The sequence below is a fragment of the Rhizobium sophoriradicis genome (genome assembly GCF_025200795.1).
Lineage (GTDB): Bacteria > Pseudomonadota > Alphaproteobacteria > Rhizobiales > Rhizobiaceae > Rhizobium > Rhizobium sophoriradicis.
The window spans coordinates 118,997-137,664 of sequence record NZ_CP104154.1; the positions used below are offsets into that span (position 1 = coordinate 118,997).

Consider the following 18,668-nt stretch of genomic DNA (forward strand, 5'->3'; position numbering starts at 1 on the left):
CATATGCCCTGGATCGCTGCCTGCGCCGAAGACGACATCGAAAAGGAAGACGTTTTGGGCTGGATCCATGGCGGACGGAGCTTTGCAATCTTTCGCAGCCCTGACGACGAATTCTTTTGCACCGATGGGCTCTGTACCCACGAGCAGGTGGAGCTCTCAGACGGATTGGTGCTCGACTATGTGATCGAGTGTCCCAGACATAATGGCCAATTCGACTATCGAACGGGTGAGGCCAAGCGCTCGCCTGCCTGCGAGAACCTGCGAACCTATTCCGTCCGGCGCGAGGGCGGGCAAGTCCTGGTGCTGGTCGAATGACAGAGTTGAGAAGACAGGAGAGCCGGGGCGCCGCATCACGCCGTTTGCCGACGGTGGCGGACCTGCGCGCCTGGAAGGGCCGGCGTCAGTTGACCATGTTGCGCTATTTCAGCCTCGATGAGGCGGCAGCCGCCGAAGCGGCGGGGATCGATATCGCCTCCGTGCCGGCCGAGATCGTCCTTGATCCGCACTACCGCGCGGTTGCGCCGACGGTCTTCTCGATGACCGGGCAGACCCATCTCGAGATGGGTACCCCGGACGATTATCTGCGCTGGTGCGGCAATGCGCTGAGCCGCGGCGCCGACGCGGTCTACTGTTCGGGCTCGCTGAAGACGGTCGAAAAGCTCTCCCGTGAATATTTTCCCGTCGTTGGTCACGTCGGGCTGGTTCCTACCCGCGCCACCTGGACCGGTGGCTTCAAAGCCGTCGGCAAGACTGCCGAGGCGGCGTTGCGGCTCTTCAAGGAGGTCAAAGCCTATGAGAGCGCCGGTGCCTTCGCGGTCGAAATTGAAGTGGTGCCCGCCGAAGTCGCGGCCGAGATCAGCAAACGGGTCGAAATCCTTTTATGGTCGATGGGTGCCGGGGCTGGCTGCGACGCGCAGTATCTCTTCGCCAACGATATACTGGGCTACACCGAAGGTCACGTCCCGCGCCACGCCCGAACCTATCGCGATTTCGATGCCGAATATGCGCGGCTGCAACGCGAGCGGATCGCAGCTTTCACCGAATATGCCGCGGACGTCGCCGGTGGTGCCTTCCCGCAGGATTGTCATCTGATCCGCATGGATCCGCGCGAACTGGAGAAGTTCATCGACGGGGTCGATCGGCAATGAGGAGGCCGCCCGCCGCCACGTCACGCGTCATACAACAGCTTTCACCGGCCGGGAGGAGCTATAGACCGGCCAAACCAAAGGGAGGAAACGGGACATGCTGAGACGGACTTTTCTGGGCGCGGTGGCCGCATTGGCGCTGATGCCGGCAGCAGCAATGGCGCAGAGTGCGGCGAACAAAACCTTTTACTGGATATCGCACGGCTCCCCGACCGATCCGGTCTGGACCTACTTTCTTCAGGGTGCCGAGAAATTCGCTGCCGATACCGGCGTGAAGGTGAACACGTCCTTCCATTCGAATGATGTACCGAGCCATCAGGAAGCCATCCGCGCCGCCATCGCCGCCGGCGCGAACGGCATCTGCACGACGAGCCCGGGGCCTGGCACCTTGGTGGATGTTGTCAACGAGGCCAACCGGGCCAACATCCCGGTCATCAACTTCAACACCAAGGACCCGGCGCCGGCCTGGAGAGCCTATGTCGGCGTCGATCTCAAGGTCGTCGGCCGCACCTGGGCACAGTATCTGGTCGACCATAAGCTGGTGAAGAAGGGAGATTTCGTCTGGATGCCGCTCGAAGTTCCGGGTGCAGGCTACGGCGAAGAGGAATCGGCGGGTGCCGACGAAGTGTTCAAGCCGCTCGGGATCACTTGGGAAATCCAGGATGCGTCCTACGACCAGGCCGAGGCCATCAACCGGATGACCGACTACGTGACCGCCAACCGTAAGAAGATCAATGCCGTCATCGGTCTCGGCGATCTCGTAACCGGTTCCGTCAAACGCGTGTGGGATCAGGCCGGCATCGCCAAAGGCGAGATTCCGGTGGTGGGATGGGGCAACTCGTTGGATACGACCACAGAGGTCAGCGAAGGTTATGTGAATGCCGGAATGTGGCAGGATCCGTTGGCAACCTCATACATGTGCCTCTCGGCGCTGATGTCTGAAGCGAGCGGCATCCCGATCAACTTCGACATCATCACAGGCGCACTCTACGAGGCCGATAAGGCGCCGTTCTACGCTAAGATCATGGGCGGCAAATAAGCATGCCATCCCGGCATCCGCGGTAGCTTGCCGCGGATGCCTGTTATAGCCCCAACGCGAGAGTCCACCATGATCGAGCAAAGCAGCGACGCTCTTACTCCGCCACGCGACAGGCCTAGCCTGGTCAGGACGTTTATCGCCTATCCGGAATTCGGGCCTTTCGTCCGTCTGATCGCGATGCTCGTCGTTTTCACGGCGATCAACCCCGCCTTCCTGTCGCTGATCAATGTCGGCAATGCCCTCACTTTCACCGTCGAACTCGGCCTCATCGCGCTCGCAATGACCCTTCTGATGACGGCAGGGGAATTTGACCTTTCGGTCGGTTCCGTCTTCGGCTTCGCCCCCGTGGTGATGTGGACTTTGTTCAATGCGGACGTGCTTCCCTTACCGCTGGCGTTCCTTACGGGAATAGCCGTCGCTCTGGCGATCGGCCTTTTCAACGGTCTGTTCGTCACCCGTCTCGCTATCCCTTCATTCCTGGTGACGCTGGGCACGCTGCTGGTCATCCGCGGCACGGCTCTGTGGCTGACGGCCGGCTTTCCGCAGCGGACCTGGGACGCCGAAGAGCAGTGGCTGGCGCAATTGCTGGTCGGCGACTTCTATATCGGCGACCTGCGTGTTTTCATGAGCCTCATCTGGTTCGTGGCGCTAGCGTTGGCGCTACACTACGTCCTGACCCGCACCCGGTTCGGTAACTGGATCCAGGCGACCGGCGGCAATCCCAATGCTGCTCGAAACCGCGGGGTGCCGATCGCCAGGGTCAAGGTCATCCTGTTCATGCTGTCCGCCGCGATGGCGGCCTTTGCCGGCATCGTCTCGTCGATCCGCGTCTCGGCCGCCAACCCCAATGCCGGAACCGGCTACGAACTCGAGGTCATCGCGATGGTGGTGATCGGCGGCACAGTGCTGAATGGCGGCCGCGGGACAATTCTTGGGACCCTGCTCGGCGTCCTGATCCTGCGACTGATGCGCAACGGGATCGTCCTGATCGGGGTGCCCGGTCTCGCCTACAATATTTTCATCGGTGCGATCATCCTGGCGATGATGGCGCTCCATGCCGGCCTCGAGCGCCGGCACAATACGGGGGTCTGAGGATGAGCGGTACCGAAACCCTCGTCGAGATGCGACACATTGAGAAATTCTATGGTCGCGTCCACGCCTTGCGCGATGTCAACCTCACCATAAGAAAGGGCGAGATCGTCGGCCTTCTCGGCGATAACGGCGCGGGCAAGTCCACCCTGATCAAGGTGCTGTCGGGCGCGGTTCCCTACACGTCCGGCCAGATCGTCATCAAGGGCCGCGAAGTGCGGTTGCGCAGCACCAACGACGCGATCGCGAGCGGCATCGAAACCATCTACCAGGACTCTGCCCTGGTCCCGCAGCTTTCCATTGCCCGCAATCTCTTTCTCGGACGGGAGCTCAGAACAGGCCCCCGCTTCCTCGACCGGCTGGATCAGGAGCGGATGAACGCAGTTGCCGCCGATCTTCTGAAGCGAGTCGGCATTTCGAAGAACATTCCGCCCACTACGCCGATCGGATCGCTGTCCGGCGGGGAACGGCAGGCGGTGGCAATCGCACGCGCCATGTATTTCGACAGCGACCTCATCGTCCTTGACGAACCCACCAACAATCTCGGTGTCGCCGAAACCCAGGGCGTGTTGCGTTTCGTGCGCGAGGCACGCGACACCGGGCACTCCTGCATTTTCATCGCGCACAACATCCATCATGTCTTCCAGGTGGTGGACCGCATGGTGGTGATGCGACGCGGCACCGTCGTCGCCGATGATCTAAGCCCCGCGACCTCATCGATCCAGGAGGTCGAAAATATCATCACAGGCGAACATATCGCGGCATGATCGATATCCGTGCCAAGGGAATCCGCTTCGGCTTCGATGCGCGGACCGGTCTCCTCGACGGCTTTACCGTGGAAGATGAGGGGCACGAAATCGCTCTGCTGCACCGTGCGCCCTGGGTCGGCACGGAGGAGATAATGCCGCCCGGTACGCCGCCGCATCTGATGGTGCTCGGCGGCGATTTCTTCTGCGCACCCTTCGCAGGCAGCCAAGAGGGATCACCCCTTCATGGCTGGACCGCCAATTCACTCTGGCACGTCACCGAACAGGAGGCCGGGCGGCTGCGGGCCAGGCTGCAACGCACCGTCTGCGGCGCGACCGTCACCAAGGAACTCGAGGTTGAAGACGGGCACGCCTGGGTCTATCAGCGCCATGTCTTCGCCGGCGGGAGCGGCCGCATTGCCATCTCGAACCATGCCAACGTGTCGCTGCCTCGGGGCGGACTCATCAGTTGCTCCCCCAAATCGGCATGGGAGACGCCGCCAGCGCCGCCCGAAGTCGATTCCGCCCGTGGGCGTTCCGGCCTGCGCTACCCCTCGCGGTCAACGGCGCCCGACCGCTTTCCTGGGATCGACGGATCGGTGGATCTGAGCCGGTTCCCGTGGAACCCGCGGCATGAGGATGTCGTCATCGCCATAGAAGGCCGCGAACACAGCTTGGGTTGGACCGCGGTGACGCGGCCGGTCGAGGGAGATCTGTTTCTTTCCCTCCGGAATGCCCGCCGCTTGCCCATGACTATTTTCTGGCATTCCAACGGCGGCCGCGACTATCCCCCGTGGTCGAGCCGACACTTCGGCTGTTTGGGGGTCGAAGAGAGTGCGGCCGCAGCCTTGCGCAGCCACTCCAGCGAAAACGACCTCTCAGGTCCCGGGGCACTCACCCTCGTCCGGGACGGGGAAGCTGAAGCGAGGCATGCCATAGGCGCCATCTCGTGGCCTTCAGGCGAACGCGTCGAGGATATTCGTGTGGTGGACCGCGCGATAGAAGTTTGCGGCGATCGAGGAGGGTTCCGGCGCCTGGCTTTCCGGACGCACTTTCTCGACTGAGGCGAAGGACGCAAGATCGGTGGGTAGAGCCCTGGCCGAAAACCGGGCCACTGAGTATCGGCGTGTTGGAGCGGAATCGCACTGCTACCCTGCACTGTCAGTGCTGCGTGCAGAGCGGCTTCGATGGCAAGGCAAAATGACTTGCCTTGCCCGTTGCCGATAAGCCCGGTCCGGGCGCTACTCCTTCACCGCGCCCGTCATCGACGACACGTAGTAGTCGACGAAGAAGGAATAGAGGATGACGACAGGCAGCGAGCCGAACAGCGCGCCGGCCATCAGCGATCCCCATTCGAACACGTCGCCGCGCACCAGCTCGGTCAGTACCCCGACCGGAATGGTCTTGTTCTCCGAGGACTGGATGAAGGTCAGTGCATAGATGAATTCGTTCCACGACAGGGTGAAGGCGAAGATGCCGGCGGAGATCAGGCCGGGCACGGCGAGCGGCAGGATGATTTTGACCAGGATCTGCCAGCGGTTGGCACCATCGACCAGCGCGCTTTCCTCCAGTTCGAACGGAATGGAGCGGAAATAGCCCATCAGCAGCCAGGTGCAGAAGGGAATGAGGAAGGTCGGGTATGTGAAGATCAGCGCCAGGCGCGAGTCGTAGATGCCGAGCTTGAAGACGATGAAGGCGAGCGGGATGAACAGGATTGACGGCGGAATGAGATAGGCGAGAAAGATGACGAGGCCGATCTGCCGCGAGCCGGTGAAGCGCACGCGTTCGATCGCATAGGCGCCGAAGACCGAGGCCACCAGCGACAGCGCCGTCGATCCGACAGCCACCAGCATCGTGTTCCACAGCCAGCCCGGATAGGAGGTTTCCAGGAAGAGGTATTTGATGTGGTCGAACGTCGGCCCGACCACCCAGAACGGGCTGTAATTGTTGTAATCCGTCAGCTGCTCGTTCGGCTTCACGGCGGTGATCGCCATCCAATAGAAGGGAAAGAGCAGCACAAAGACGAAGACCGCCATCGGCAGGTAGAGCATCACCACGCGGCGCGGCAGGCGGTTCAGATAGCTCATGCCCTCGGCATTGTCGGTCAGGACCTCATCGGCCGTTTTGAGATTGGTCGACATCGTTATACCCCCTTAATCCTGGCCGCCCTGCTGCCATTTGCGGCGCTGCAGACCGAAGAAGCTGAACATGATGGCTCCGAGCAGGAAGGGCACCATGGCAACGGCGATGGCCGCGCCCTCGCCGAGCTGCCCGCCCGGAATGCCGCGCTGGAAGGAGAGTGTGGCCATCAGATGGGTGGCGTTGACCGGCCCGCCCTTGGTCAGCACGTAGATCAGCTGGAAATCCGTGAAGGTGAAGAGCACCGAGAAGGTCATGACGACGGCGATGATCGGCGTCAGCATCGGCAGCGTCACATAGCGGAAGCGCTGCCAGCTCGTCGCGCCATCGAGCGAGGCGGCCTCCTGCAGCGAGGCCGGGATGGTCTGCAGGCCGGCGAGCAGCGAGATCGCCACGAAGGGGATGCCGCGCCAGACATTGGCGACGATGACAGAGATGCGTGCATTTGTGGGATCGCCGAGGAAGTTGATCGGCGCGTCGATCAGGCCGAGCTTCATCAGAGACCAGGAGACGATTGAGAACTGGGAATCGTAGATCCACCAGAAGGCGAGCGCCGAAAGCACGGTCGGCACCACCCAGGGCAGCAGCACAATCGCCCGGAAGAAGGACTTGAACGGAAGGTGCTGGTTCAGAAGCAGCGCCAGCCACAGGCCGAGCGCGAATTTCAGCACCGACGCGACCAGCGTGTAAAGGATGGTGTTGAAGACCGACAGCCAGAAAACCGCGTCATCGGCCAGGAACTGATAGTTCTCCAAGCCGATGAAGATGCCGTCTCGGCCGATCCTCGTGTCGGTAAAGCCAAGCCAGACGCCGAGCCCCAGGGGATAGGTGAGGAAGCAGACCAGAAACACGGCGGCCGGCAGCATGAACAGGAAGCCGAGCACATTGTTGTTCTGCATGAGCGAGGGGCCGCGCGTATCCCCGGATTTCAAGGTCGACATTGCTGGTCTCCAGATTGCATTCAGTCCTTGAGGACATGCGGCATGCCGGTATCAGGCATGCCGCAACCCTCGGTTCCGGATCAGACGCGGTAGTAGCGGTTCGCCCGACGTTCGGCTTCCTTCATCGCGTCCTCCGGCGACTTCTGGCCGGTGACGGCGGCGGCGTACATGTCGACCAGCACATAATCGGCCATGGTCGCGGCCGAGGCATAGCCGAGCGGGCCGGCATAACCGTTCGGGCGCAGCTTTTCCGAAGCGTGCGCATAGGGTGCGTGGACTGGATCGGCGGTCCAGACCGGATTCTTGGCGAAGGCCTTGAGAGGCTGGCAGCAATAGGCGCTGGAGCCTTGGATCCAGGCGTTCATCTGGTCGGCTTCCATCATGAACTTGATGTAGGCCTTGGCCGCTTCCGGATATTTGGTGTGCTTGAAGAGCAGCAGCGAGCTCGTCTGGAAAAGCTCGACGCTCTTGCCGACCGGTCCGATCGGGAAGTTCGTCGTGCGCATGTCCTTGGCGATCTCGGCGAGCTTCGGATCATTCTTGGCCGTATAATAGACCGAGACGCCATTTGCGATCAGCGATACCTGGCCCGCCAGGAATGCGCGGTTGTTGTTGACGTCCTGCCAGCTTTCCGTGCCGGGAATGAAGGTTGCGTAGAGCTCCTTGGCGTAGTTGATCGAGGCGAGCGTTTCCGGGCTGTTGATCGTCACCGTGCCGCTTTCATCGACCATCTTGCCGCCATGGCTCCAGAGCAGCCAATGGGCGTAGTTGTTGCCGTCTCCGACGGCCTTACCATGCGGGAAGCCGGCGGGCGTGCCCTTCGCCTTCATGGCCTTGCATAGCTCGAGGAAGCCCGCGGTATCGTTCGGAAATTCGTTGAAGCCGGCCGCCTTGACGTGGCTGTCGCGATAGACGACCGCATTGCCGATCGTCGTCAGCGGCATGGCGATGAACTTGTCGTCGCGTGTGGCGTAGCCCTTCACGCCGTCGTACCAGCCCTCGTATTTGTTGCCGAGATAGTTGCCGAGTTCGGTGAGATCGACCAGCTTGTCGGGATATTGATGCGCGTCATCGAACCAGCACATGATGAGATCTGGTCCGGAGCCGACATTCGCCGCGACGGCCGCCTTCGGACGGATGTCCTCCCAGCTTTCCTTGTCAATTCGCACTTCCACGCCTGTGGCCTCTGTGAATTTCTTGGTATTGGCGATCCACGCATCCTCATCGCCCTTCACGAAAGGCGTCCAGCGCAGCAGTCTGAGGCTTGCGCCGCTTTCCGGCGTGTAGGTCGGCTCGGCCTGCGCAAAGGATGGCTTGATGCCAAGGCCGGCGACACCGGCTACGGCTGCCGATGCAGCAAGAAATTCACGTCTCTTGATCGTCATGAGATTCCTCCTCATTGAATAGCGGGAGCAATTCTCCGGCATTCACCTCCCGCTTGGTGAACGGCGGACTCGCATCTCCGGGGGAGCTTACGCTCCCGGAATGCTTGCTCTCCGCAGCAGGGAGAACTCCTCCTCTCCCGTGCCGCCGGATGGCATCAGTCGGTCAACCTCTTGCCGCCTTCGGCATCGAAGAGGTGAACATGCGCAGCGTCGATCGCCACGCGGATGACTTCGCCCGGGCGGGCATCGACACGCTCGCGGAAGACGCAGCTGACCTCGCTGCCGCCGAGGCGGACGGTCAGATGTGTTTCATATCCGGTCGGCTCGATCACCACGATCTCCGCCGGCAGCCCATTCGGATCGAGCGAGATATATTCCGGGCGCAGCCCGTAGACGAGGTCGCGGCCCACAGCACTCGCCGGCGGCTTGGCGACCGGCAGTCGCGTGCCGTTGGCCGCGACGAATTCACCGGGATTTTCCGGATCGAGCCTGCCGTGGATCATGTTCATCGCCGGCGAGCCGATGAAACCGCCGACGAAGAGATTGGCGGGACGATCGTAAAGCTCGAGCGGCGAACCGATCTGCTCGACAATGCCGTCATGCATGACGACGATCTTGTCGGCCATCGTCATCGCCTCGATCTGGTCATGGGTGACGTAAACGGTCGTCGTCTTCAGGCGCTGGTGCAGCTCCTTGATCTCGGCGCGCATGGCGACGCGCAGTTTCGCATCGAGGTTGGAGAGCGGCTCGTCGAACAGGAAAACTTCGGGATCGCGCACGATGGCGCGGCCCATGGCGACGCGCTGGCGCTGGCCGCCGGAAAGCTGGCGCGGATAGCGGTCGAGCAGCTTGTCGAGGCCGAGGATGCCGGCGGCATATTTCACCCGTTTCTCGGCTTCCGCCTTCGGCGCCTTGTTGAGCATGAGCGAAAAACCCATGTTCTGCTCCACCGTCATATGCGGATAGAGCGCATAATTCTGGAACACCATGGCGATGTCGCGGTCCTTGGGCGGCAGCGTGTTGACAACGCGCCCGCCGATCTTGATCTCGCCGCCGGAAATGTTCTCGAGCCCGGCCAGCATCCTCAGAAGAGTGGATTTGCCGCAGCCCGAGGGGCCGACGAGGATGACGAATTCGCCATCGGCGATATCGATGTCCACCCCCTTGATGACGGGATGCGCGCCGAATGATTTCCGGACATCTTCGAATTGAACGTTTGCCATACTCCCTCCTCCCAGATCATGAGCACTGCATATATGTCGGTTTCGGCCGGCGTCAGCCCGGCCCGTTCACCCCCGCCCGACGAAGGGCATTTTCGTCGCCATGACAGTCATCGTCAGCACATTGGCGCTGAGCGGCAGGCCCGCCATGTAGACGACCGCATCGGCAATATGCGCCGGGTCGATCGTCGGCTCCGCAGCCATACTGCCGTTTGCCTGCAACACGCCGGCCGCAATCCTCGTCGTCATGTCGCTGGCGGCATTGCCGATATCGATCTGGCCGCAGGCGATGTCGAATTCCCGCCCGTCGAGGGCGGTGGATTTCGTCAGTCCTGTTATGGCGTGCTTCGTCGCCGTGTAAGGTGCGGAATTCGGCCGCGGCGTGGTGGCGGAAACGGAGCCGTTATTGATGATGCGCCCGCCGCGCGGATTTTGGCCCTTCATCAGCCGGAAGGCCTGCTGGGTGCAGAGAAAAGCGCCGGTGAGATTGGCGGCGACGATGGCGCTCCATTGCTCAAAGGAAACCTCTTCCAGCGGCAGCCCGGGCACAGTGACGCCGGCATTGTTGACCAGGAGGTCGAGCCGCCCGTATTTTTCCGAGATGGCGTCGAAAAGCGCCCGCACCGAAGCGGCATCGCCGACATCGGCGGAAACCGCGAAGAACTCCGCGCCCGTCTCGCCGCCAAGCTCAGCAGCGGCCTTGTCGAGCACATCGGCCCGACGCCCTGAAATGACGACCGTGTAGCCGGCAGCGCCGAGACCACGGGATATGGCGCGCCCGACGCCGGTGCCGCCGCCGGTGACAAGCGCTACTCTTGCCTCTCCGCTGGTCGATATGCTCATGCGATCCTCCCGTCGAGTTCATCCTCGATATGTACCTTCAGAATCTCGTCGAAGCTCGTCTCCGCCTTGAAGCCGAGCGAAGAGGCCCGCTCGGCGTCGAACTGCGTCGGCCAGCCGGCGACGATGCGTTCGATCACCGGATCGGGCACACGTTTAATGAGGGCGACTGCCTTGTCGCCGGCCACGCGGCGCAAGGCTTCGATCTCTTCGGAGACCAGCGCGGAAAGACCCGGCATGGTGAGGTTGCGCCGGGCGCCGATCCTTGCCGTATCGATCGTCGCGGCATGGACGAAGAAGCCGACGGCCGCGCGCGGGCTCGCGAACCAGTGCCGGACGCTGTCGCTGACCGGCAGCACCGCTTCCTTGCCGACCAGCGGCTCACGCAGGATGTTGGAGAAGAAACCCGATGCCGCCTTGTTGGGCGCGCCGGGTCGCACGCAGATGGTCGGTAGCCGGATGCCGATACCGTCGAAAATGCCGCGGCGCGAATAATCGGCAAGCAGCAGTTCGGCGATCGCCTTCTGGGTGCCGTAGCTCGTCAGCGGCGTCGTGAAGAATTCGTCGGGAATGACCTTGGGAAACGGCGTGCCGAAGACGGCGATCGAGGAGGCGAAGACGAGGCGCGGCACATAGGCGCTGGTGAGGCCCGCCTGGCGGATCGCATCGAACAGCGCACGCGTGCCGTCGAGATTGACGGCATATCCCTTGTCGAAATCCGCTTCCGCCTCTCCCGAGACGATGGCGGCGAGATGGAAGATCAGGTCCGGCCGGCCTTCGATTAGCTTCTCGGCCGCGCCCGCACCGGCGAGGTCGACCGTCAGCGCCGTCGAGATCGGCCGGAGCGATTCCGGCACCGGCGGCTGAAAGGCGTCCGCCAGCGTCAGCCGGGTGACGGGCCGGCCGAAAGCCAGCGGCTCGCGCGCGATCTTCTCGATCAGCTTGCGGCCGACCATGCCGGCTGCGCCCAAAATCATCACATGCATGGCGGCTCTTCCTCCCGTTCGGCCGGTGTCTTCGGCAAGGTCGCACTGCTCGTCGCGTTGTCCTGGCGGTCACTGCCTGTCGCAACTGGCGGCGCGATCGGAATGTGTCCGATCGAATTCAGATAGGTATGCAACCTGCAGGTCAAGCCGGATTGGCTGATGCGCAGATCTTGGCAGTCAAACATTTCTACGATGCCGGACGCCCGAAGCTTTTGTCCGTCCCGTTTCTGCTCCAGGTTTGTTCGCTGGTATCGATACCGGTATCGGTAACAACGCCTATTTTGGTCGCATATGTCAAGTAGTGCGTGTTTTCCTTTTTTGCAAAAGAGCCTATGAATCTGGTGTTGGCCGCTGGCGAGGCAATTCGACTAAGGAATCGGTTCGATGCGCAAATCTACATTGGAAGAGGTTGCCGCCGCGGCCGGCGTCAGCAAGATGACGGCATCGCGGGCCCTTCGGGGCGCGGCCGACGTCTCCAAGGAGACGCGCGAAAAAGTGCTCCAGCAGGCCGAGCGGCTGAGCTATGTCGGCAACCGGCTGGCGCTCTCGCTGTCGTCGCAGCGCACCAACCTCGTCGCCGTCGTCGTTCCCAGCATGTCGAACATCGTCTTTCCCGAAATGCTGGCGGGCATCTCGGCCGGGTTGCGGGGATCAGGCATGCAGGCCGTTTTCGGCATCTCCGACTACGACATGGCGAAGGAGCGCGAGATCATTCGCGACATGCTCTCCTGGCGGCCTGCCGCCATTATCGTGACAGGTCTCGATCAGCCGGCAGAAACGGTCAGAATGCTGCAGAATGCGGAGATCCCCGTCATCCAGCTGATGGATCTCGACGGCACGCCCATCGATTTCAACGTCGGCCTTTCGCACGGCAAGGCTGGAGAAGAGATGGCAAAGGCGCTTTTGGCGGCCGGCCGGCGGCGGTTCGGCTATATCGGCAGCGCGATCGACCGAGATTTGCGGGCCGGCAAACGAAGGGCCGGCTTCGAGAAGGTGCTGCGCGAGAGTGGCCTTTCATTCGTGGACGAGCGGATCAACGCCCCCTATTCCTCGGTGGCGCACGGCAAGCGGCTGTCGCTCTCCATGCTCGCGGCGACCCGGGATCTCGATTGCATCTATTATTCCAACGATGACATGGCCACAGGCGGCGCCTTTGCATGTCTGGAGCTCGGCATTGCCAGCCCCACGGAAATCCTGATCGCCGGATTCAACGGGTTGGATGTTGCCAGTGCCCTCCCCGTCAGAATCGCGACCTCGATTTCGCCACGACGCCAGATGGGTGAAACCGCCGCCGCGCTTCTGCTCGCTGCGAGCAGCGGAGACGAAAGCCGCATATCCGAGAAGATAATTGCCTTCACGCCGGAGATCACCGGGGTCGGCTGATGGTCCTTACGCCTGTCATCGCCTCAAGCGCGTTGGTCAAGCGTCGGTTCGCAACTTGCAGTCTCTGAAATAGAATGAGGGGAGCAAGGCGGTCATCATTCTCGACCGAGTTGCTTGAGGAGGTCGGCAATCATTGCGCGCTGACCCTTGAGGATCTTGATCTCCGCCCTTGCGGTTGGAAACCATTCGACGCGGTCGACCTCGGGGAAATTCTGAATGCGGCCCGATCGCGGTGGCCATTCGATCTGAAACTCCGAACTGCGTATCGCCTCGACACTCAGCGTCGCGTTCGCCTCCGCTGACCAGACGACCACCACTTTTCCGCTGGGCTGGCGATATTCTCCGAGCCGGGCGAAGGCTCCTTGAATTTCGACGCCTAGCTCCTCCTGCGCCTCCCGGATCGCTGCTGACAATTCGTCTTCACCGGGTTCGATCAATCCTTTCGGGATCGACCAGGCGCCCTCGTCCTTCTTCGCCCAGAACGGACCGCCGGGATGGACGAGCAGGACTTCCAGCCGCGTCTCGAAAAAGCGGTAGATGAGAAGTCCGGCGCTACGGACCGGCATCGGCAACTCCCCGGATGATCATGGTCATTCCTCGATGACAACTTTCCGCGCGGTGGTGCGTTAGGGATGACAGCCACACAGACGCACGGAGAATATCATGCCCAAAGGATTTCGTTTCGACCTGCTTGCGAAGAGCGGTTATGTGGCGCGCGGCGCCGTATTCCTTCTTGTGGCGGGCTTGGCCCTCTTCTCCGGCGTCGCCGGGGGAGAGCCGGAAACGAAGTCGGCACTTTCAACGCTTCTCGGACAGCCCTTCGGCCGCGTTTGGGTCGGGCTCATCGGCCTTGGACTTCTTGGTTTCGTCGGCTGGCGACTGGCGCAGTCCCTGGCCGACAGCGATGGCCACGGCAGCACCGCCAAGGCTGTCGCCATTCGCGCGGTTCTCTTCGGCAGCGCTGTCGTCTACCTCGGGCTTGCCGGATACGCGCTGGGACACGCACTTTTCAGCGGCGGCGGAAGCGAGGGATCGGGTGAGAAGGGCTTGGCCCAATGGATCATGTCGCAGCCGTTCGGGGCCTATCTCGCCGTGGCCGTCGGCCTCGGCTTTATCATCGGCGGGGTGGTGACGGCAGCCAAGGGCATTACAAAGAAATTCGAGCGCTATCTCAGGCTCGCCGACGCCAGCGGCGTGGTGACCACGGTCTGCATATACGGGCTCGTCGCCCGCGGCGTCGTTTTTGCGATCATGGGAATCTTTTTCGCCTATGCCGGCTTCCGCGTCGACCCGCAACAGGCGGGCAGTATGGCGGACGCGCTTGAGTGGGTGAGACAGCTCCCGTTCGGCTCGATCCTCTACATCGCCGTCGCGATCGGACTGGCGGCCTTCGGTGTCTATAACCTCATTGAAGCGCGCTATCGCATCGTGCGAAGCCCTTCCCTTGCCGATGTTAAACATCCGATCCCGACAGCTGGCCATTAGCAACGGCTTTTCAACGGCGCGGGCTGCGCCATCTCTGTCAGATGATCTATTTTACCGGCGATACCCATTTTGCAGATCCGCGCGTCCTCCGCATCGACCGGCGCCCCTTCCCCGACATGGCCTCGCATGATGTGACGCTGATCCGGAACTGGAACGAGATCGTCGGTCCGCAGGACGACATCTGGCATCTCGGCGACGTCATGTCTTTCCGCGGCGGGGACTGCGACCAGCTGCTTTCCATGCTGAACGGGCGCAAGCACCTCATCGTCGGGAACAATGATCCTCCGACGACGACGGAGGCGACGGGATGGGCAAGTGTTCAGCACTACAAGGAGATGACGCTGGACGACCATCTGCTGATCCTGTGCCACTACCCGTTCCGCACCTGGAACAAGATGGGCAAGAAATCGATCAATCTGCACGGACATTCCCACGGCCGTCTGAAGCCCCTGCCGCGCCAGTACGATGTCGGCGTCGATCGGCAGGGCCTCAGGCCGGTGTCTCTGGATGCCTTGTTGTCAACGAAGCGCGGGCTTTGATCCCGCCGCATCGAAACAGGATGATCTGGCCGGTGGCGCCGCCGTTTGCTTTATGGTGGGCGAGAGATTTCGCTAGCGTGACTGGAAACGGATGGAAAGCATGGGTCGGCAGGACGAGATGAAGGCCTGGTTCTCTTCGCTGAAGCCGGTTCGGCCGGGCGAGATGATCGGCTTGTGGAGGGGGGCGGGCATTCCGTCCGATCACCCGCTCGACGGCGTTCTCGAGAACCTTGGCTGGTTCGGCAAGCGGTTTCACGGAGACATGCGCGCGGACGCACTGCTCTTTTAGTGGCGTGCGGATCGGCTGGTGGCCATTGAACCCCGGTTTTTACCAGTTGGACTGGCCATCAAGGCCGCACCGTTCGGGCGCACAAGGGTTGCGCGGACCTGGTTCTCCTATCTGCAGAAGGCATTGCGTGCGCGGGGCACGACCGCATCGCTTGCGCTTCAGACCTCGGGGGACGACGCCACCGCGGCAATGCGTTACGACGGGCAGCCGATCGTCGATTATTTTCGCAGGATGAATGCGCAAGAGCTGGCTGGCATGATGTGTGTTGCAGGTGACGACCGTCGTTATTTCTTCAAGCTGCGCAGAATCGACGCCATCGCAGCGACGGAGGCGTAAGTCGTAAAGCGCCGCCATTCACGCGCAACAAAAACGATCCGACGCCGGGAACAATCTGCCATGCCGATCTGTTGTCCGAACACGCAAATTTGGGGGCTACCATGCGTACTTTCCTGATCGCAACTTTGCTCCTGCTGTCTTGTCTTCCTGTCGGGGCAATGGCGTCAGAGGTCGGTTTTTTGCAGTCTTTGGCCGGCGACTGGAGCGGGACTGGAAAGGTGCTCACGCGGATTGGCGGCACGAACCTGAACGTCTCCTGCACCCTCCGATCTGATGCGAGCGCATCCACCGTTTCGATGAACGGCAAGTGTCGCGGCCTTGCGGTTTTCACCAGAACCTTCTCGGCGACCGTCAAGGCTGACGGAGAGCGTTATACCGGCAATTATGTCGGGCCGTTAGGACTGCCGTCGAAGCTTGCAGGCAGCAGGAAAGGTACCGCCCTCAACCTGCGTGTGACCTGGGCGCGGCTGGTCAACGGTGATCGAGACGCAGTTTTGATGATCGAGAAAGTCGGGCAGAACCGGCTTCGGCTGCAGACCGTCGACCAAGATCCTGCTTCTGGCCAGTCGGTCGTGACCAGTCGCATCGATTTGCAGCGGCCCTCGGCGGCTAAGAGATAGCAGGCCTCGCAACATCCCGATCGCTGCCTTGGTTTCAGTGCTTTTTGGCGTGATGGTCGCCGCGATCGCCTTCTCCGGGCTTCGCATCATTCTTCGCCTTGCGCCGCTTGTCGGCCGACAGCGAGCGGCCGACGTCCGCCGACTCGGTGAAGCGGCCCTGATCGTTGCGGCGGACGTAGCGCTTGTCGGTGCCAGTATCGATGAGCTCACGTTTGGACATGATTTTCTACCGCTGTTTGATCGGGAAACGCACAGGATTCCAGAAGGATGCTGGCCGCGGTATTCCAGGTGGCTAGCCGGTACCCCGGCTCACCTATCAGGCGGCCATTCTGACGAGCGCGTCGCAGAGCTGGCGAGTATCGTAAGGCTTGGGGAAGAAAACGCCACGCTCGGGCAATTCATCTTTGCCCGGTTGCTTCATGCCGGAGACAATGATGATTTCGACGGGCGGCCAGCGATTGCGGACGGCATTTGCGAGTTTCAAACCGTCCATGCTTCCCGGCATGTCGATGTCCGTGAACAGGATCCGAATCCCGGGCACGCTTTCGAAGAGCATGAGAGCCTCATCGGCATTGCGTGCTTCGAGCGCTTCCAAGCCTGCTTCCTCGACGATGCCGACTGCCATCATCAGCAGCAGAGCTTCGTCCTCGACCACGACTACCTTGGTTTTCATGTTCCGCTCGTATGCATGTCATCCTTACCCAGAGGGTCAACTTCGCCTTTCGCAACCGGTTCCCCGATCAAAAATATTACTTCGAAGACGAGGCCCCCAGGCCTGTAGTCCGACCTGGAGCGCGCCTGCGCCTTCGACGGGAAGGCCCGTTCGATCAGCACCGAACCGAAGCCCCTTTTCGTCGGCGTTGAAACCGGCGGTCCACCCGCTTCCGTCCAGACGAGAAGGACGCGTCCGTCATCGTGCTTCCACTCGATGGTGACGGTTCCATACTCGCCTCCGAGACTTCCATACTTGGTTGCGTTGGTTGCCAGCTCGTGCACCACGAGCGAAAGCGGCAGGGCGATGTCTGCGGGAAGAACCACTTCCGGGCCATCCAGGCGAATGCGCTCGGTCTGCGACGCGACGTGGGCGCGCAAGGCTGCGGAGACAATCTCCCTGACGGGCGAGGCCGACCCCTCGCGCGACAGGATGAGATCATACGTGCCGGCGAGCGCTGCGAGCCTCTCGGCGAAGGAATTGTATCTTTCCGGATCGGAGCGCGAGAAGGTTTGCCGGGCGATCGCCTGAACGAGGGTGAAGCCATTCTTGACCCTATGCGCCAGTTCGCGGGCAAGGAGGCTGCGCTCCTCCTCCGCCTCTTGGCTCTGGCGTCTTCGTTCATCGAGTTCGTCAAGCAGCCGGTCGAGGGTCGCACCGACGACATCGAGTTCGTCTGGTCCTTTCATGCCGGTCCGCGCCGTCGTTTGGCCGCCGCGCCACTTTTCCATTACATCCGCGATCCTGGAAATCGGCGCCAGAATGAAGCGGTTGCCGATGAAGATGGCGGCGAGGAAAGCGAAAAGCGCGCCGCCGAAAATGGCGAGCGTGTTCATCAATGTCGCCCGGTTGATCGGCGCGAAAACCTCCGGTTTCGAGAAGCCGGCGCTGACATAAAGGGGGCTGGACGGCAGAGCGATCGGGCGATAGCCGAGGATGCGCGCTGTTCCGTCCTGGCCGATGATCTCGACCACGTCGGGCTGCTCGGCATGGACCAGGCGCTGGTATTCGTCGGATATGACAGTGCCGACGAACCGTTCGGGAAGGGGGACGCGCGCGACGACGATTCCCTTGTCGTCGGCTATGGTCACCTCGTTGCCCGGCGCTACGCCGCGCTCGGTAATGCGGTTCTGCAGCCAGTCCACCCGGATCCCGCTGACGATGACGGCCTTGACGGCGTCGCCTTCCGTCAGCGGCATGGCGAGCGGCAGCACGGGTCTGTCGACAAGGCGGCTCTGGGTATAGCTGCCGACGGCAAAGCTCTTGGTCTTGAGCACCTGCTGGAAATAGTCGCGATCTGAGAACGTCACGCCATCGGGAAAAGCCATGCTGCCGCAGACCGGCCGTCCGTCGAGGCCGACGACGAAGATGGTGCGGATGTTCGGAATGTTCTCGGCGACCGATTTGAGAGCTTCATTGCAGCCTCGGACGTCGAGGTGCCGCACGGACGGCATAGCGGACACGGAGACGAGAAGGGCGCGCAGGCCCTCCACGATCCTGTCGACTTCCGAAGATGCTTGTCTGGCCGCTTGTGCCGCGGATGCGCGCACTTCTTCATTGCGCTGATGGCGGAGCGCGATTTCGTTGTAAACGAGCATCGCCACCACCGGCGCCAGCGCCGCGACCGCAACTGCGACCAGCTTAAGTCTCATCCTGCTCCCTCTCGGAACAAGCTAGTTAGCATGTTCGAAAGGGTCTGGCCCAGATCACGCGGCCAAACTTGTTTACAAAATATCAACGCAGGAATCAGGACGTCCGCGCGGCAGCCTTGCCG

20 protein-coding genes and 1 pseudogene are annotated in these 18,668 nt (G+C 61.8%); 11 read left to right on the plus strand and 10 right to left on the minus strand.

The features are described 5' to 3' along the window. Window positions 1-3 precede the first annotated feature (3 nt). The 6 genes from N2597_RS26110 to N2597_RS26135 all read left to right on the plus strand — a co-directional run bounded on the left by N2597_RS26110 (window position 4) and on the right by N2597_RS26135 (window position 5,083). Complete coding sequence (locus N2597_RS26110; RefSeq protein WP_077989890.1) at window positions 4-315, plus strand: MocE family 2Fe-2S type ferredoxin; 312 nt, start codon at window positions 4-6, stop codon at window positions 313-315. Beyond that, entirely contained in the window at window positions 312-1,148 is an 837-nt protein-coding gene (locus N2597_RS26115) for a 3-methyl-2-oxobutanoate hydroxymethyltransferase (RefSeq protein ID WP_096762461.1), read from the plus strand. The genes N2597_RS26110 and N2597_RS26115 overlap by 4 nt, the downstream gene beginning before the upstream one ends. A 94-nt stretch (window positions 1,149-1,242) precedes the next feature. Further along, a complete protein-coding gene (locus tag N2597_RS26120) occupies window positions 1,243-2,184 on the plus strand; it encodes a substrate-binding domain-containing protein (RefSeq protein WP_077989851.1) in 942 nt (313 codons plus the stop codon). A 69-nt stretch (window positions 2,185-2,253) separates the two neighbouring features. Beyond that, window positions 2,254-3,276 (plus strand): ABC transporter permease, encoded by a 1,023-nt coding sequence (locus N2597_RS26125; protein ID WP_183601987.1) that lies wholly within the window; start codon window positions 2,254-2,256, stop codon window positions 3,274-3,276. 2 nt (window positions 3,277-3,278) lie between these two features. Then, a complete protein-coding gene (locus tag N2597_RS26130) occupies window positions 3,279-4,040 on the plus strand; it encodes an ATP-binding cassette domain-containing protein (RefSeq protein WP_183601985.1) in 762 nt (253 codons plus the stop codon). Next, complete coding sequence (locus N2597_RS26135; protein ID WP_183601983.1) at window positions 4,037-5,083, plus strand: hypothetical protein; 1,047 nt, start codon at window positions 4,037-4,039, stop codon at window positions 5,081-5,083. Before N2597_RS26130 ends, N2597_RS26135 begins: the two co-directional genes overlap by 4 nt. Before the next feature lie 177 nt (window positions 5,084-5,260). On the opposite strand, the gene N2597_RS26140 is transcribed toward N2597_RS26135, so the two are convergent. The 6 genes from N2597_RS26140 to denD all read right to left on the minus strand — a co-directional run bounded on the left by N2597_RS26140 (window position 5,261) and on the right by denD (window position 11,530). Then, complete coding sequence (locus N2597_RS26140; protein ID WP_077989855.1) at window positions 5,261-6,160, minus strand: carbohydrate ABC transporter permease; 900 nt, start codon at window positions 6,158-6,160, stop codon at window positions 5,261-5,263. Between the two features lie 12 nt (window positions 6,161-6,172). Continuing rightward, window positions 6,173-7,099, minus strand: coding sequence for a carbohydrate ABC transporter permease (locus N2597_RS26145; protein ID WP_040112046.1), 927 nt, complete (start codon window positions 7,097-7,099; stop codon window positions 6,173-6,175). An 80-nt stretch (window positions 7,100-7,179) separates the two neighbouring features. Continuing rightward, complete coding sequence (locus tag N2597_RS26150; RefSeq protein WP_077989857.1) at window positions 7,180-8,484, minus strand: ABC transporter substrate-binding protein; 1,305 nt, start codon at window positions 8,482-8,484, stop codon at window positions 7,180-7,182. Window positions 8,485-8,639: 155 nt separating this feature from the next. Further along, window positions 8,640-9,707 carry an ABC transporter ATP-binding protein gene (locus N2597_RS26155; protein ID WP_183601981.1) on the minus strand — a complete coding sequence of 356 codons (1,068 nt, stop codon included), beginning with the start codon at window positions 9,705-9,707 and terminating at the stop codon, window positions 8,640-8,642. Between the two features lie 66 nt (window positions 9,708-9,773). Then, complete coding sequence (locus N2597_RS26160) at window positions 9,774-10,547, minus strand: SDR family oxidoreductase (RefSeq protein ID WP_040141551.1); 774 nt, start codon at window positions 10,545-10,547, stop codon at window positions 9,774-9,776. Then, window positions 10,544-11,530 (minus strand): D-erythronate dehydrogenase, encoded by a 987-nt coding sequence (denD, locus tag N2597_RS26165; RefSeq protein WP_183601979.1) that lies wholly within the window; start codon window positions 11,528-11,530, stop codon window positions 10,544-10,546. The genes N2597_RS26160 and denD overlap by 4 nt, the downstream gene beginning before the upstream one ends. A gap of 384 nt (window positions 11,531-11,914) precedes the next feature. Between denD and N2597_RS26170 the strand changes: the two genes are divergently transcribed. After that, the gene (locus N2597_RS26170) at window positions 11,915-12,913 is read left to right on the plus strand and encodes a LacI family DNA-binding transcriptional regulator (RefSeq protein WP_077989859.1); all 999 of its coding nucleotides are present in this window, start codon (window positions 11,915-11,917) and stop codon (window positions 12,911-12,913) included. Between the two features lie 95 nt (window positions 12,914-13,008). On the opposite strand, the gene N2597_RS26175 is transcribed toward N2597_RS26170, so the two are convergent. Continuing rightward, complete coding sequence (locus N2597_RS26175) at window positions 13,009-13,479, minus strand: NUDIX hydrolase (RefSeq protein ID WP_183601977.1); 471 nt, start codon at window positions 13,477-13,479, stop codon at window positions 13,009-13,011. Window positions 13,480-13,576: 97 nt separating this feature from the next. Here N2597_RS26175 and N2597_RS26180 point away from each other — a divergent pair, with 97 nt between their 5' ends. The 4 genes and pseudogenes from N2597_RS26180 (at window position 13,577) to N2597_RS26195 (ending at window position 16,182) form a co-directional block, all read left to right on the plus strand. Continuing rightward, complete coding sequence (locus N2597_RS26180) at window positions 13,577-14,398, plus strand: DUF1206 domain-containing protein (RefSeq protein ID WP_183601975.1); 822 nt, start codon at window positions 13,577-13,579, stop codon at window positions 14,396-14,398. A 41-nt stretch (window positions 14,399-14,439) separates the two neighbouring features. Next, window positions 14,440-14,937, plus strand: coding sequence for a metallophosphoesterase family protein (locus N2597_RS26185; RefSeq protein WP_106796440.1), 498 nt, complete (start codon window positions 14,440-14,442; stop codon window positions 14,935-14,937). Between the two features lie 91 nt (window positions 14,938-15,028). Continuing rightward, window positions 15,029-15,562, plus strand: a pseudogene (locus N2597_RS26190) (GXWXG domain-containing protein). 101 nt (window positions 15,563-15,663) lie between these two features. Continuing rightward, window positions 15,664-16,182, plus strand: a complete 519-nt coding sequence (locus tag N2597_RS26195; protein ID WP_040112036.1) for a hypothetical protein — start codon at window positions 15,664-15,666, stop codon at window positions 16,180-16,182. 34 nt (window positions 16,183-16,216) lie between these two features. Here N2597_RS26195 and N2597_RS26200 read toward each other — a convergent pair whose 3' ends face one another. From N2597_RS26200 to N2597_RS26210, 3 genes are all read right to left on the minus strand, one after another. Beyond that, window positions 16,217-16,402, minus strand: coding sequence for a hypothetical protein (locus tag N2597_RS26200; RefSeq protein ID WP_040112035.1), 186 nt, complete (start codon window positions 16,400-16,402; stop codon window positions 16,217-16,219). Between the two features lie 96 nt (window positions 16,403-16,498). Next, entirely contained in the window at window positions 16,499-16,855 is a 357-nt protein-coding gene (locus N2597_RS26205; protein WP_010048629.1) for a response regulator, read from the minus strand. After that, window positions 16,852-18,546, minus strand: coding sequence for a sensor histidine kinase (locus tag N2597_RS26210; protein WP_183601973.1), 1,695 nt, complete (start codon window positions 18,544-18,546; stop codon window positions 16,852-16,854). The genes N2597_RS26205 and N2597_RS26210 overlap by 4 nt, the downstream gene beginning before the upstream one ends. Window positions 18,547-18,668 lie beyond the last annotated feature (122 nt).

Coding starts and splice junctions, on each gene's coding strand:
- N2597_RS26160 (WP_040141551.1), bottom strand. CDS start 10,547: ATGAGCATATCGACCAGCGGAGAGGCAAGAGTAGCGCTTGTCACCGGC.
- N2597_RS26185 (WP_106796440.1), top strand. CDS start 14,440: ATGATCTATTTTACCGGCGATACCCATTTTGCAGATCCGCGCGTCCTC.
- N2597_RS26195 (WP_040112036.1), top strand. CDS start 15,664: ATGCGTACTTTCCTGATCGCAACTTTGCTCCTGCTGTCTTGTCTTCCT.
- N2597_RS26115 (WP_096762461.1), top strand. CDS start 312: ATGACAGAGTTGAGAAGACAGGAGAGCCGGGGCGCCGCATCACGCCGT.
- N2597_RS26175 (WP_183601977.1), bottom strand. CDS start 13,479: ATGCCGGTCCGTAGCGCCGGACTTCTCATCTACCGCTTTTTCGAGACG.
- N2597_RS26210 (WP_183601973.1), bottom strand. CDS start 18,546: ATGAGACTTAAGCTGGTCGCAGTTGCGGTCGCGGCGCTGGCGCCGGTG.
- N2597_RS26155 (WP_183601981.1), bottom strand. CDS start 9,707: ATGGCAAACGTTCAATTCGAAGATGTCCGGAAATCATTCGGCGCGCAT.
- N2597_RS26120 (WP_077989851.1), top strand. CDS start 1,243: ATGCTGAGACGGACTTTTCTGGGCGCGGTGGCCGCATTGGCGCTGATG.
- N2597_RS26150 (WP_077989857.1), bottom strand. CDS start 8,484: ATGACGATCAAGAGACGTGAATTTCTTGCTGCATCGGCAGCCGTAGCC.
- N2597_RS26170 (WP_077989859.1), top strand. CDS start 11,915: ATGCGCAAATCTACATTGGAAGAGGTTGCCGCCGCGGCCGGCGTCAGC.
- N2597_RS26130 (WP_183601985.1), top strand. CDS start 3,279: ATGAGCGGTACCGAAACCCTCGTCGAGATGCGACACATTGAGAAATTC.
- N2597_RS26110 (WP_077989890.1), top strand. CDS start 4: ATGCCCTGGATCGCTGCCTGCGCCGAAGACGACATCGAAAAGGAAGAC.
- denD (WP_183601979.1), bottom strand. CDS start 11,530: ATGCATGTGATGATTTTGGGCGCAGCCGGCATGGTCGGCCGCAAGCTG.
- N2597_RS26200 (WP_040112035.1), bottom strand. CDS start 16,402: ATGTCCAAACGTGAGCTCATCGATACTGGCACCGACAAGCGCTACGTC.
- N2597_RS26145 (WP_040112046.1), bottom strand. CDS start 7,099: ATGTCGACCTTGAAATCCGGGGATACGCGCGGCCCCTCGCTCATGCAG.
- N2597_RS26135 (WP_183601983.1), top strand. CDS start 4,037: ATGATCGATATCCGTGCCAAGGGAATCCGCTTCGGCTTCGATGCGCGG.
- N2597_RS26140 (WP_077989855.1), bottom strand. CDS start 6,160: ATGTCGACCAATCTCAAAACGGCCGATGAGGTCCTGACCGACAATGCC.
- N2597_RS26125 (WP_183601987.1), top strand. CDS start 2,254: ATGATCGAGCAAAGCAGCGACGCTCTTACTCCGCCACGCGACAGGCCT.
- N2597_RS26205 (WP_010048629.1), bottom strand. CDS start 16,855: ATGAAAACCAAGGTAGTCGTGGTCGAGGACGAAGCTCTGCTGCTGATG.
- N2597_RS26180 (WP_183601975.1), top strand. CDS start 13,577: ATGCCCAAAGGATTTCGTTTCGACCTGCTTGCGAAGAGCGGTTATGTG.